The 13373-nt window shown below is 42.7% G+C and carries 15 protein-coding genes; 14 read left to right on the top strand and 1 reads right to left on the bottom strand.

Going from position 1 to position 13373, the window contains the following annotated elements; translation table 11 throughout:
- The first annotated feature begins 417 nt into the window (after positions 1–417).
- The 11 genes from ACQY1X_RS17480 to ACQY1X_RS17430 all read left to right on the top strand — a co-directional run bounded on the left by ACQY1X_RS17480 (position 418) and on the right by ACQY1X_RS17430 (position 8271).
- Positions 418–687 (top strand): hypothetical protein, encoded by a 270-nt coding sequence (locus ACQY1X_RS17480; RefSeq protein WP_002736360.1) that lies wholly within the window; start codon positions 418–420, stop codon positions 685–687.
- Between the two features lie 1134 nt (positions 688–1821).
- Positions 1822–2037, top strand: a complete 216-nt coding sequence (gene gvpA, locus ACQY1X_RS17475) for a gas vesicle structural protein GvpA (protein ID WP_002735503.1) — start codon at positions 1822–1824, stop codon at positions 2035–2037.
- A 354-nt stretch (positions 2038–2391) separates the two neighbouring features.
- Positions 2392–2607, top strand: coding sequence for a gas vesicle structural protein GvpA (gene gvpA, locus ACQY1X_RS17470; protein WP_002735503.1), 216 nt, complete (start codon positions 2392–2394; stop codon positions 2605–2607).
- A 330-nt stretch (positions 2608–2937) separates the two neighbouring features.
- Positions 2938–3153, top strand: coding sequence for a gas vesicle structural protein GvpA (gene gvpA / locus ACQY1X_RS17465; RefSeq protein WP_002735503.1), 216 nt, complete (start codon positions 2938–2940; stop codon positions 3151–3153).
- A gap of 267 nt (positions 3154–3420) precedes the next feature.
- A complete protein-coding gene (gene gvpC / locus ACQY1X_RS17460) occupies positions 3421–4059 on the top strand; it encodes a gas vesicle protein GvpC (protein WP_002736872.1) in 639 nt (212 codons plus the stop codon).
- Positions 4060–4651: 592 nt separating this feature from the next.
- Positions 4652–5692: a gas vesicle protein GvpN gene (gene gvpN / locus ACQY1X_RS17455; RefSeq protein ID WP_069475168.1), complete on the top strand. Its 1041-nt coding sequence runs from the start codon at positions 4652–4654 to the stop codon at positions 5690–5692.
- A gap of 29 nt (positions 5693–5721) precedes the next feature.
- Positions 5722–6132, top strand: coding sequence for a gas vesicle protein (locus ACQY1X_RS17450; protein ID WP_002738199.1), 411 nt, complete (start codon positions 5722–5724; stop codon positions 6130–6132).
- Positions 6089–6397 carry a gas vesicle protein gene (locus ACQY1X_RS17445; RefSeq protein ID WP_430014944.1) on the top strand — a complete coding sequence of 103 codons (309 nt, stop codon included), beginning with the start codon at positions 6089–6091 and terminating at the stop codon, positions 6395–6397. Before ACQY1X_RS17450 ends, ACQY1X_RS17445 begins: the two co-directional genes overlap by 44 nt.
- A gap of 375 nt (positions 6398–6772) precedes the next feature.
- Positions 6773–7246, top strand: a complete 474-nt coding sequence (locus tag ACQY1X_RS17440; RefSeq protein ID WP_002755316.1) for a gas vesicle protein K — start codon at positions 6773–6775, stop codon at positions 7244–7246.
- Positions 7247–7261: 15 nt separating this feature from the next.
- Positions 7262–7996, top strand: a complete 735-nt coding sequence (locus ACQY1X_RS17435; RefSeq protein WP_110578359.1) for a GvpL/GvpF family gas vesicle protein — start codon at positions 7262–7264, stop codon at positions 7994–7996.
- Positions 7997–8010: 14 nt separating this feature from the next.
- Complete coding sequence (locus ACQY1X_RS17430; RefSeq protein WP_002736124.1) at positions 8011–8271, top strand: gas vesicle protein GvpG; 261 nt, start codon at positions 8011–8013, stop codon at positions 8269–8271.
- A 123-nt stretch (positions 8272–8394) separates the two neighbouring features.
- Here the strand turns inward: ACQY1X_RS17430 and ACQY1X_RS17425 are convergent, their stop codons facing one another.
- A complete protein-coding gene (locus ACQY1X_RS17425) occupies positions 8395–8727 on the bottom strand; it encodes a gas vesicle protein (RefSeq protein ID WP_002755304.1) in 333 nt (110 codons plus the stop codon).
- A 92-nt stretch (positions 8728–8819) separates the two neighbouring features.
- Here ACQY1X_RS17425 and ACQY1X_RS17420 point away from each other — a divergent pair, with 92 nt between their 5' ends.
- From ACQY1X_RS17420 to ACQY1X_RS17410, 3 genes are all read left to right on the top strand, one after another.
- On the top strand, positions 8820–9503 hold the full coding sequence (locus ACQY1X_RS17420; RefSeq protein ID WP_002735492.1) for a GvpL/GvpF family gas vesicle protein: 684 nt from the start codon (positions 8820–8822) through the stop codon (positions 9501–9503).
- A gap of 12 nt (positions 9504–9515) precedes the next feature.
- The gene (locus ACQY1X_RS17415; RefSeq protein WP_080601638.1) at positions 9516–11417 is read left to right on the top strand and encodes an ArsA family ATPase; all 1902 of its coding nucleotides are present in this window, start codon (positions 9516–9518) and stop codon (positions 11415–11417) included.
- Positions 11418–11499: 82 nt separating this feature from the next.
- The gene (locus ACQY1X_RS17410; protein ID WP_430014943.1) at positions 11500–13344 is read left to right on the top strand and encodes an AAA family ATPase; all 1845 of its coding nucleotides are present in this window, start codon (positions 11500–11502) and stop codon (positions 13342–13344) included.
- The last annotated feature ends 29 nt before the right edge of the window (positions 13345–13373 follow it).

The following is a 13373-nucleotide window of genomic DNA, read 5'->3' as shown; positions in this document are numbered from 1 at the left end:
GCAGGACTGTATCTTAGAATACATTTTACCCACTAAACCTAAGAGAGCCAAAAAATTACCATATATATTGATACCTAAAGTGTATATCCTACCTACTATAGGTTACGATCAATGTTAACCGAGGAGAAAAAAACAGAAAAACTAGACTTCTTGAATGGGGTTAGCTGTGGCCGTTTGCCACAAGGTTTAAGACACCTGTAAACAGCTTTTACTAATTTCTTGGCTGGTCGTACAAAATTTGGTTAAAGGGGAGCAACGCAAAGCGGGGCAAAATGCAGCAGTTAGGATAGCAAGGAAACCTTGCCACTGACGGCAAAGGCCTATATTTTACCTTGACGAGAGGTCGGTGCTCGGTAGTTCACCCATTGTGTTATAATCCTGGTCAAGCTATCAAGGGATTTGAAAAGGAGTAACACCATGAGTCTATCTTCAGAAGCCTATCGCCAAGCCCTCGTGCGGGATGGAGAACGGCGCTATCAGGAATGGCACCAAAATTATCACAACCAATGCCGTCAATCAACGGCTGAATACCAAGCTCGTTCTGCCCAACAACGCCCAACAAAGCCCTGGATTTCCTCGGAAGCCTACCGCCAACTTTTAGTCAAAGATGGGGAGCGGCGTTTTGCGGAATGGCACGGCGAGTTTTTAGACTATCAAAGACAATTTCTGGCCAGTCAATCCACCTAAACGGACGTCAGCCAATCGCCATTACAGCAATCTCTGAAAATAGTGGCTACAGTCCCCGAAGAAATAGCTGATACCAATTTTCAATAGTCGTGACTAACATCTGAAAGTGCAATTCCTTTCTCCGAGAGGGATTGCGCTTTGAAATGATCAACTAAGTCTGTCATTACTTTTGAAAAATGATATAAAGATGAATAAGTCCAGAATGCAAGACCTATCACGAATGCAGCCAAGAATTTAAGATCAGAAGGAATAAGAATCCTGTCAACAAATGCTGATGGGCAGTCAGGAGTTTAAGCTTGTGGAGAGACTGTAAGACTCGTTGGGACTCTCTCAAAAAGCAGGTTTCTGTGAAGCAAGAATTTCCCATCACACATCTTCGCATTGTGATGGCTAGATTGTCAAGTCTGTCCACCCCTGGTCCCCGCAAATAACACCTAAGATAGCGATCATTAAAACTAAAATTTCAATACATTCGTGCCTTAAGCACCTAAAAGCCTTGCAAAGCAAGGCTTTTACTATTAGTTTATTTGTCCTGTGTCCATCAAAACAGGCTCCAGCTACCCTTCTGAGTCGATTATAGCTAGTCAAGGGTATCAAGGGTAGTCGAACAATCGCCAAGACTAGCTTGGGGTAAGAAACCGTTTGTAAATTAATGTAAAAAGCTCGCCAAGTCAAGGTTTTGGCGATTTATAGAGCAAATGAACTAAAAACTCAGGATCTTTGTCAAGTAAGGACTTTGGCGATTTAAATACTTGTTTACAAACAGTTTCTAAGGGTTTGATTATTTTTCTTGGGGGGGTAAGTCCAGTTATCCCCCAAGGTTCTTGTATTTGTCTTGTTTTTAGGTGCGCTCGCCCTGCTCTCCCAATGGGAAGTTTTGCTTAGAAAAAAGGGGAGCAGCAACGACCTTAACCCGCCTTTTCTGAGAATTGACTACATTCATTAATCACAAAACTGAGAATTAACTACATTTCTTAACGAAAAAATCGAGATTAGCTATTGACACCGACAAAAAAAGGGTGTTATTTTTCATATGCTGAAGTGATGAAGGCAAAAAAAACAAACAAGTTTTTGAATCCTCCATGACTTCAGCACCGTACACTTTCTATGAAAACAACAAAAAGGTCTACTACCATGGCAGTTGAAAAAACTAACTCTTCCTCTAGCTTGGCTGAAGTTATTGATCGTATCCTTGACAAAGGTATCGTTATTGATGCCTGGGCTCGCGTATCTCTCGTCGGAATCGAATTATTAGCGATTGAAGCTCGTGTAGTTATCGCTTCGGTTGAAACCTACCTCAAATATGCTGAAGCCGTTGGTCTGACTCAATCTGCAGCGGTTCCTGCTTAAGGATTGAGCCCAGTGAAAACCCTGCTGGGGCTTCCAAATTCTTAGCTTTTCTTTGATCCCTATTGAGTTTAGTTACCCCTCTCTTGGGGCGCAATAGTCTATAACTGATCAAGTTGACACGGCAACGGATAGCGAAAACAAAGCTAGACCCATACAAATTATTTTTGTAAACGTGATTTTGTCCTTTGTAGCTAGGTTTACCCCCTATCACCAAAGTGTGAGACTCACTATTTTTCGGAATAGAAAGTCATTTTTGGTGTGGAAGCCGCGCCCCTGAGATGCGGTAGTTTGATGTATCAATTTCGGGATCAGCACTGTAAACTTTCTATACAAACAACAAAAAGGTCTATTAACATGGCAGTCGAAAAAACCAACTCTTCCTCTAGCTTAGCTGAAGTTATTGATCGTATCCTTGACAAAGGTATCGTTATTGATGCTTGGGCTCGCGTATCTCTCGTCGGAATCGAATTATTAGCGATTGAAGCTCGTGTAGTTATCGCTTCTGTTGAAACCTACCTCAAATATGCTGAAGCTGTTGGTCTGACTCAATCTGCAGCAGTTCCTGCTTAAGGATTGATCCCAGATTCTCCTATCTGCTGAGTGAAAACCCGACTGGGTTTTCCAGATCCTCTGATTTTCTTTAAATCCCTATTGAGTCCAGTTACCCCTCTCTTGGGGCGTAGTGTTCTATGATTGACAAGGTTGGCACGGCAAACGTGATTTTGTCCTTTGTAGCTAGGTTTACCCCCTATCACCAGAGTGTGAGACTCACTATTTTTCGGAATAGAAGGTCATTCTTGGGCTAGGAAGCCGCGCCCCTGAGATGCGGTAGCTCGATATATCAACTTTGGGATCAGCACTGTACACTTTCTATACAACTAACAAACAAGGTCTATTACCATGGCAGTCGAAAAAACCAACTCTTCCTCTAGCTTAGCTGAAGTTATCGATCGTATCCTTGACAAAGGTATCGTTATTGATGCTTGGGCTCGCGTATCTCTCGTCGGAATCGAATTATTAGCGATTGAAGCTCGTGTAGTTATCGCTTCGGTTGAAACCTACCTCAAATATGCTGAAGCAGTTGGTCTGACTCAATCTGCAGCGGTTCCTGCTTAAGGATTGATCCCAGATTCTCCTATCTGCTCAGTTAAAACCCGACCAGGTTTTCTAGATTCTCGGCTTTTCTTTAATCCCTATTGAGTTTAGTTACCCCTCTCTTGGGGCGCAATAGTCTATAATTGATAGGGTAGTTCACTATCTCAACTTTGGGGTGATAAGAAAAGTCGGACTCTACTGTCTCTCCCCCCAGTCCCCGTGAAGGTTTTCCTAGCGGGTGATTGGGTCTAATCCATTCCATAGTATTTAGTAATTGAGGACAACCCCATGCCTGCTCTCATCGAAAAGTTCCGCCAGGAGCGTTTATCGATTGCTGGAGAGGTAGCTAAACTCTCGCAAGAAGTCCAAGCTTTTTTGTCGGATGTTAAAACTGAAAGACAAAAACAAGCGCAAGAACAGGCAACTGCCTTGCGTCAGTCTTTCCAAAAAGTTCAACAGGAAAGCCACTTGTTTTTAACAGCTACCCAAAAACAGCGTTTAGCTCAAGCGGAAAAGCAAAAAGAGGATTTACGTCAATTTCAAGAACAACGTTTAGCGGCAGCGAAACAGCTAGACAACGACTTACGGCAACAGCGTCTAGATCGAGCCAAACAGCTGAAAGAGGATTTAAGTCAATTCCAAGAACAACGTTTAGCTGAAGCGAAACAGTTGGCGAACGACTTACGTCAACAGCATCTAGATCGAGCTAAACAGCTGAAAGAGGATTTAAGTCAATTCCAAGAACAGCGTTTAGCGGCAGCGAAGCAGCTAGAGGACGAATTACGCCAACTTCATCTAGATCGAGCCAAACAGGTGAAGGATGATTTAAGTCAATTTCAAGAACGACGTTTAGCTGAAGCGAAACAGCTAAAAGACGAATTGCGTCAATTTCGTCAAGATTTGTCTATCTACGTTTTTGGCAAATAAATCTCTAGGTTAATTCCAACCCACTTAAGCCTAGGGCTAGAGTTAAAACCCTCTAGTCCCTTTTCCTGGCTAAACTAGAGGACTATCTGAGAATAAAACAATAAGCCTTTGGTTTTCAACCTACCATGCTGATCCTGCTTTTCTAAGTCCCTAGACTCAACCTAGTAGTGTTGGGTTCCCATTTAGTCCGCTCTAGGTCTCTGGTAAACTAAAAAGTATGATAAAGCTTCACTCAGTCTATAGTTAATGTCGTGATTAGTAGTTTTTTATTGACAAAGGAGGTAAGGGAAAAGGACTGTATCTGGGCTTTTCATTGTTTAAGTCTTGAAAAGTAATCTATACAAGAATTGTAGCCCCTTAGCCCCTTGACTGATGAATATCCTAAAAACACCTTCAGAATCAAGGTTCTAGAGGTAATTGATGACACTTCCTGATCTTTTGGGATATTATATATTATGAGGTAAGCCTTAAAAGCCGAAGACGATTTTGCCTAATCGGTTATTGAGGGTAGATTTGAACGGGCAATTGTTAGCTCAAGAATACCCGTCCGCTCAAGGCGGGGATTATCAATGGTATTTACTAGACTTCAACTATGACATTTACTGAAACTCAAACAAGAAGATCCGTCCTCAGCCTCCGCCCCGGTCAATTTGTTGTTACGCCTTCGATTGATCAAGTTGCCACTCGCGCCTTACGTTATCTAAACGCTGGTTTTTCCATCCATCTATGTGGTCCGGCAGGAACGGGAAAAACCACCTTGGCAATGCACCTGGCCAATTGTTTAGCCAGACCTGTGATGCTAATCTTTGGCGATGATGACTTTACCAGTTCCGATTTAATTGGTAGCCAGTCTGGCTACACCCATAAAAAACTGATGGATAACTATATCCACAGCGTTCTCAAGGTTGAAGACGAGCTAAAACACAATTGGGTGGATTCTCGGTTAACAATGGCCTGTCGAGAAGGGTTTACCCTAGTTTATGATGAGTTCAATCGTTCTCGGCCTGAGGTCAACAACGTTTTACTCTCTGCCTTGGAAGAAAAAATTCTCACCCTGCCCCCCACTAGCCATCAACCCGATTACCTACAAGTCAATTCTCAGTTTCGGGCAATTTTCACCTCCAACCCAGAAGAATACTGTGGGGTTCATGCCACCCAAGATGCTTTAATGGATCGGTTGGTAACTATCAATATGCCTGAACCAGACCAACTAACTCAGACAGAAATTCTTGCTCAAAAAACGGGAATTGGTCGAGAAGATGCTTTATTTATTGTCAACCTTGTCAAAACCTTCCGGGTGAAAACTGGGACTGAAAAAACGTCGGGTTTGCGCTCTTGTTTAATGATTGCTAAAGTCTGCGCCTCTCACGATATTGCGGCCGATTCCTCTGACTCGGACTTCCGTGATATATGCGCCGATGTTCTGTTGTCCCGCACCAATTTATCTGTTGATAAGTCAAGAGCGATTTTATGGGAAATCCTCGAGGACAATCCGTTAGAATCCTTATCCTTTATAGAGGAAACGGAGCCTTCCGATGCCCAAGCGTCAACTCCTGAGCCTTCGACAGGAAATCAATCGTTAAAAGCCATTCAATCTTTACTGCGAGGCAACTTGCCCCAGCGAAAAGACTAATTTTATACTCTTATTGAGTGAAACCAACCGTGACTTCTTCCACTTTTGCTGGCTCGCTCAAAAACCAGTCAAGCAACTCCCTAAAAACAGCAACTCAAGGTTCGAGTTTAGCGGATATACTCGAACGAGTTTTAGATAAAGGAATTGTAATTGCCGGCGATATTTCCGTTTCGATCGCCTCCACTGAACTTATAAATATCCGCATTCGTTTGTTAATTGCCTCTGTTGATAAAGCCAGGGAAATGGGGATCAACTGGTGGGAAGGAGACCCCTACCTCCATAGCCAATCCCAAGCTTTACTAGCAGAAAATCGGGAACTTTCGCTCCGACTCCAAACCCTGGAAACTGAGCTTGAAACCCTAAAATCCTTAAACCAATTGAGTGCAACGGAGAGCCATGATACCAGTCCGAACGATGAAGCACATTCCTCAGATGCGTGAAATTCCTCACCTGAATCCTCAAAGGTTAGGAAATTTACACGAGACGATTGCCCCCCTTGATAAGGCCAGGGAAACGGCGGTTAACGGCTTGCAAGGTTATCCCTACCTCCCTAGCCAATGCCAAGCTTTATTCGCGGAAAACCTGGAACTTTCACGCCGACTTCAAACCTTAAAATCCTTAACTAAATGGAGTGTAGTGGAGAGACGTGATGGCAGTCCCAACGATCAATCACATTCCTCATATATATTGAAATTCCTCAACTGAATCCTCAAACGGTCAAGAAGTTTACAGTAGTTAACGATTGCCTCTGTTGATAGAGCAAGGGAGATGGCAATTAATGGCTGGGAAAGCGGCTCCTATCTCTGTAGCCAATCCCAAGCCTTATTAACAGAAACCCCGGCAGCTGAACTTCAAGCCTTAAAATCCCTACCCTAATCGGAGGCAATCGAGGGCCATGATACCAGTTAAAATAATCAAGCACATTCCTCCTGTCGGGTAAATTCGTCACCAGAATCTTCACAGGGCAGCGGGAAGTTGACATTGCTTGGTTACATCGTTTTTTCCCTCAGATAAAATTTCTTGGCCAAGCCTCCCACTAGAGACTCACCCTTAAGAACTCCTCATTTACCAACTCCAACCATGACCCTTGCTTGCACACCTTACGATTCTGATAATCAAGCCTTGCTGACCCCTCCAGAAAGTAATAGCCAAGCTGGTTTAGCCCCTTTACTGTTAACTGTTGTGGAACTGGTACGCCAATTGCTCGAAGCCCAAATCATTCGCCGAATGGAAAAAGGGGTTCTCAGTGAGTCTGATTTAGATAGAGCTGCAGAAAGTATCCAAAAATTGCAAGAACAAGTTCTCCATTTGTGTGAAATTTTTGAGGTTGAGCCAGAAGAGTTAAATGTCCACCTAGGAGAGTTTGGCACTCTTTTACCGGAAGCAGGGAGTTATTATCCCGGAAAGGAGGGTGTTAAGCCCTCTGTGTTAGAATTAGTGGATAGACTTCTCAATACAGGAGTTGTTGTGGAAGGAAATGTTGATCTGGGTTTAGCTCAACTAGATCTAATTCACCTCAAGCTTCGTTTGGTTTTAACTTCTCAGCCGGTTTAATTTGGGAGAATACTGATGACAGTGGGTCTTTATTTGTATGGCATATTTCCCGAACCAGTTCCTGACGGACTGGTTTTGCAAGGGATTGATAATGAGCCGGTTCACAGTGAGATGATTGATGGTTTTAGTTTTCTCTACTCCGCTGCTCATAAAGAGAAGTATTTGGCATCCCGTCGCTATTTAATTTGCCATGAAAAAGTATTAGAAACTGTCATGGAAGCAGGGTTTACAACGTTGTTGCCCCTGCGGTTTGGCTTAGTTATCAAAACCTGGGAATCCGTCACCGAACAACTAATTACTCCCTATAAAACCCAACTGAAAGAATTATTTGCTAAACTGTCAGGACAACGAGAGGTTAGCATTAAGATTTTTTGGGATAATAAGTGGGAATTACAAGCGGCTTTGGAGTCTAATCCTAAGTTAAAACAAGAACGGGATGCGATGATGGGGAAAAACTTAAATATGGAAGAAATTATCCATATAGGTCAACTCATTGAAGCTACTGTATTGCAACGGAAACAAGACATTATTCAAGTCTTTAGAGACCAATTAAATCATCGCGCCCAAGAGGTGATTGAAAGCGATCCGATGACGGATGACATGATTTACAATGCAGCTTATTTAATTCCCTGGGAGCAAGAGCCGGAATTTAGCCAAAACGTTGAAGCGATAGATCAGCAGTTTGGTGATCGCCTAAGAATTCGCTATAACAATTTAACCGCACCCTATACCTTTGCCCAACTTGTCTAAGGAGAGTATTAGTTATGTTTCTCGATCTTTTATTTCTTCCTGTTACCGGTCCTATTGGGGGTCTGATCTGGATTGGGGAGAAAATTCAAGAGCGTGCAGATATAGAATATGATGAGGCGGAAAATTTGCACAAATTGTTATTATCCTTACAACTATCTTACGATATGGGCAACATTTCTGAGGAGGAGTTTGAAATTCAGGAGGAAGAACTTTTATTAAAAATTCAAGCCTTAGAAGAAGAAGAGGCAGAAAACGAATCTGAATCTTCTCTCTAAACTTGCAATATTTCCCACCACATAGATCATGAACAAAATCACAGATTGTAAGCTTAGTAAGGGCGGATTTGACAAGCTGGAGAACTCGTTGAAGCTTGGTCAGAACTAGCCCTTGGTTAAGCCTTAATATTCTAGGTAAAAAGTTTGGAAATTACTGGAATTATTAGAGGAGTGAGCAACAGTTTTGGGGGAATCAGGTTTTTTAGCTACACTAGGAGGGTTGGCTGTACGCAAATTTTGAATACTTTGTTCTGTAGTCTCAATTTGCTCTGTCACAAACGTGAGACGATTTTTTAATTGCTGAAGCTGCCGCTCCATCATTTCTAATTTTTCTTGGATACGTTGTTTTTCAGTAATTAACTTATAAAGCTCAAGTTGGTGATCTGCTTCAGATTGTTTCCGAGGCATGGTGCTAATTTTAGATCTAATTGGTCTGGGTGGACGAGTGGTTGTCATAACAATCCCTGAATAACTTAGAATATTCTAGCATATCAACGCCCCAATATAAAAATTTGTAAAAAATCGTCAATTTTCTTTTGGTAAACCCTATGAAATTGTACAATCTATATACTTACGCTTTTTTGAAAACCCCCATAGAAAGCCTAAAATTACCCGTTGGAATGGCTAACCCATTGTTACTGATAACTGTTGGCTCTCTCTCGGCCGTAGTCGAACCCGAAGTTGGTTTAGACACTTTACAAAATGATGATGAACGCTTGATTCAATCGGTTTTATGTCATGATCGAGTTATCTGTGAACTATTTCAACAAACCACTATTTTACCCTTACGTTTTGGCACATCTTTTTTAGAGGCAGAAAATTTACTGACTCATCTTTGTTCTCATGCCCAAGAATATCAAGAAAAAATTGAAGAACTTGAGGGAAAAGGAGAATATCTTTTAAAATGTATTCCCCGTAAGCCAGAGGAGCCTGTACTCTCTTCTGAAAGCAAGGGCAGACAATATTTTTTAGCCAAAAAACAGCTTTATGAAGCCCAACAAGATTTTTATACTTTGCAAGGTTCAGAATGGCAGAATCTCGGGCATTTAGTGACCCAAAGCTATCCGTCAACTAGGATTATTACTGCTCCGGGGACAGAATCACGAATTTATCTTTTAGTTAATTTTCAAGAAGAACCTTTACTAATCGAGCAAGTCTTGCATTGGCAGAAAGCCTGCCCCCGTTGGCAATTACAATTAGGACAAGTTTCTCCCCCCTATCACTTTACTTAACTTGATTTCTCTATGACTAACTTTAACTTGGTAAATAACGCTCTAAGTTGCTATGACACTCGACATTTAGTTATGTTTAGTGGCAAAGGAGGAGTGGGAAAAACCACCCTTTCCTGTGGATTTGCTCGCCGTTGGGCTAAATTATTTCCCGAGGAACAAATACTGTTAATCTCAACCGATCCTGCTCATTCTTTAGGGGATGTATTGCAAACAGAAGTTAGCGATCAAGCATCACCTGTAAAAGACTTACCCAACTTAAAAGTTAGGGCATTAGATGCGGAAAAATTGCTCTTAGAATTTAAAGAAAAATACGGAAAATTTTTAGAACTTTTAGTAGAACGGGGCAGTTTTGTTGAAGGAGAAGATTTAACTCCTGTTTGGGATTTAGACTGGCCAGGTTTAGATGAAATCATGGGTCTATTAGAAATTCAACGATTACTAATAGAGAATGTTGTAGATCGAATTGTTGTTGATATGGCTCCCTCTGGTCATACCTTGAATTTATTGGGGATTAAAGACTTTTTAGAGATTATTTTAAATTCTTTAGAGTTGTTTCAAGAAAAACATCGTGTTATTTCGCAAACTTTTGCAAAAACCTACAATGCCGATGATGTGGATGACTTTTTAGTCAAAACACAAGCAGAATTAACCGAAGGCAAACGAATCCTACAAGATCGGGATTTTACCCTTTGTTTAATTGTGGCAATTGCCGAACCGATGAGTTTATTAGAAACCGAACGATTACTCAATAGTTTGCATCACTTAAATATTCCCTGCGGCAGATTATTTATTAATCGCATTCTAACGGATCCTAATCAAAATTTAGATCGCTACAGTGAGCAACAGCAACTCCTCGATAAATTCCTAAAAATTCCAGGTCAAGAGACAATTTTCACCCTGCCCCAACAGGCAAAAGAACCCCTAGGAGGTGAAGCATTAGATCAGATCATGAGTCAAATTGAAATTATCGAAAAAGTAGAATTTATGGCCCCGCCTCCTATTCAATGGCCGCAAAAAATTCTGCCGAGTTTTAGTGATTTTATTGACGACAAACGCCAACTCATTATCATTGGTGGCAAGGGGGGAGTGGGAAAAACCACCGTTGCCGCAGCTATTGGTTGGGCCTTAGCTAATCGTCATCCCGAGCAAAAAATTAGAATTATTTCTATTGATCCGGCTCATTCTTTGGGAGATGCCTTTGGGACAAAGTTAGGACATCAATCCACACAATTAACTGCTAATTTAAGTGGTCAAGAAGTTGATGCTAATATCATTTTAGAAAAATTTCGGGATGATTATTTATGGGAACTGGCAGAAATGATTAGTGGAGAAGGTAAGGAAGAGGGGAACATCAAACTAGCTTATACTCCAGAAGCTTGGCGGCAAATTGTCGCTCAATCTCTGCCAGGAATTGATGAAATGTTGTCCCTAGTAAAAGTAATGGAGTTATTAGACCAGAAACAACAAGATTTGATTATTTTAGATACGGCTCCTACCGGTCATCTCCTGCGATTTTTAGAAATGCCAACGGCTTTAGGAGATTGGTTAAGTTGGATTTTTAAGCTTTGGATGAAGTATAAAGATGTCTTAGGGCGTGTAGATTTAATGGGACGATTGCGAATCTTAAGACAACAGGTGATGTCTGCCCAGGAAAAACTCAAAGACCCCCAACATACAGAATTTATTGGAGTTTTGCAAGCCCAAGATGCCATCGTTGCCGAACAACTGCGATTGACAGCATCTTTGAAAAAAAAGGGAGTCTATCAACGTTACGTCGTGCAGAATCGTTATCATGCTAATGAGGAAATTGATCGGGATTTATTCCCAGATCAAACTTTGATCCGCTTACCCAGTTTACCTCGGTCTGTAGAACCTCTAGCCCGGGTCAAAGCCGCGGCAGATCTGTTATTTTAAAGGTAATTAGTCTTTAAAGTCGGACTTCTTAACCCCATCTATTACCCAGTCCCCATCCTTCACTTGACTCAGGAGAAATTTTATGGTAGAACTATTCAAAGGCTTTGAGCAATTAGTCGAACTGGCTAAAACCTTAGAGGAAAAACTGGAAAAAGGGGAAATTAAAACCGAAGTGCAGTTTAACTCTCGTCCCTTGAGTAACATCCCCCGTGCTGGCGGTATTCCCCGTTCAGGGGGAGTTTCTCGCCCGAGCAATTCTGGTGGGGATGATTTTGAGGTTAATCGCAATCGCGATACCCCCACCGATTCAGGGGTTGAAGACAGTGTGACACCGCCCGAAGGACCGACCACGGCTTCCCTGAAGGATGTTGGTGGCTTGACGGAAGTGATTAAAGAACTCAAGGAACTAATTGCCATTCCCCTGAAGCGCCCCGACTTATTGGCCAAGTTAGGACTTGAACCCACTCGCGGCGTTCTCTTAGTCGGGCCCCCTGGAACCGGTAAAACCCTGACCGCCCGTGCTTTGGCCGAAGAACTCGGTGTTAACTATATTGCCTTAGTCGGACCAGAGGTGATCAGCAAATATTATGGGGAGGCTGAGCAAAAACTGCGGGGAATTTTTGAGAAAGCCAGTAAGAATGCGCCTTGTATCGTTTTTATTGACGAAATTGATAGCATGGCACCCGATCGCAGTAAAGTTGAAGGGGAAGTAGAAAAAAGACTGGTAGCCCAATTGTTGGGTTTAATGGATGGCTTTGCCCAAAGCCAGGGGGTGATTGTTCTAGCGGCGACAAACCGTCCCGACCATCTTGACCCTGCCCTCCGTCGCCCTGGACGGTTTGACCGAGAAGTCCTCTTTCGGGTGCCTGACCGCAAGGGCCGTTTAGAAATCCTGCAAATTCTCACCCGTTCCATGCCCCTAGATGAATCAGTTTCCTTAGATCTGATTGCCGATAACGCGGTGGGATTTGTCGGGTCAGATTTAAAAGCCGTTTGCCAGAAAGCGGCCTATAGTGCTTTGCGGCGCCAGGTTCCTACGATTGACTCGCGAATTCCAGAAACAATGACGGTAGTCCAAGCCGACTTTTTGCAAGCCCTTAAAGAAGTTAAACCGGCGGTATTGCGCTCTGTGGAGGTGGAATCTCCCCATGTGGCCTGGGACAATATTGGCGGACTTGAACAGATTAAACAAACCCTACAGGAGTCCGTGGAAGGGGCATTACTCCATCCGCAATTATATACGCAAACCAAAGCCCAAGCTCCCAAAGGTATTTTACTTTGGGGTCCCCCCGGAACGGGAAAAACCTTATTGGCCAAAGCGGTTGCATCTCAGGCGCGAGCTAATTTTATCAGTATTAATGGACCTGAGCTTTTGAGTAAATGGGTGGGGGCGAGCGAACAAGCGGTGCGTGAGTTGTTTGCCAAAGCTCGTCAGGCAGCCCCTTGTGTGGTTTTTATTGATGAAATTGATACTTTAGCACCGGCAAGAGGTCGTTATAGTGGAGATTCAGGAGTGAGTGACCGGGTTGTGGGACAAATCCTCACGGAGTTAGATGGGTTGCAAACGGCGGCAACGATTTTAGTGATTGGAGCCACTAATCGCCCAGATGCCTTAGATCCAGCCTTATTGCGAGCGGGACGGTTAGATTTACAGTTAAAAGTTGATTTACCCAATGCCTCTAGTCGTTTAGCAATTCTCGGAGTCCATAATGATGAACGTCCTTTAGAGGATGTGGATTTAGGCTATTGGGCCGAGGCAACGGAAGGCTGGAATGGTGCAGATTTATCGTTATTATGTAACCAAGCGGCACTGATGGCAATTCGTCGTTATCGCCATCAGGGAATGACTGACCCGGCTGATATTCGCATTACAACGGCTGATTTTAATCATGCTTATCAACTGTTGGTTGAACAGCGTGCCAATTGATTTTTTTCCCCCTTACTTTAAGTAAGGGG

This window comes from Microcystis protocystis FBCC-A270 (assembly GCF_050500235.1).
In the GTDB taxonomy this organism is placed as follows: Bacteria; Cyanobacteriota; Cyanobacteriia; order Cyanobacteriales; family Microcystaceae; genus Microcystis; species Microcystis ichthyoblabe_A.
The sequence above is the reverse complement of the archived record's forward strand: the minus strand, read 5'-3'. Positions and strand labels throughout refer to the sequence as shown.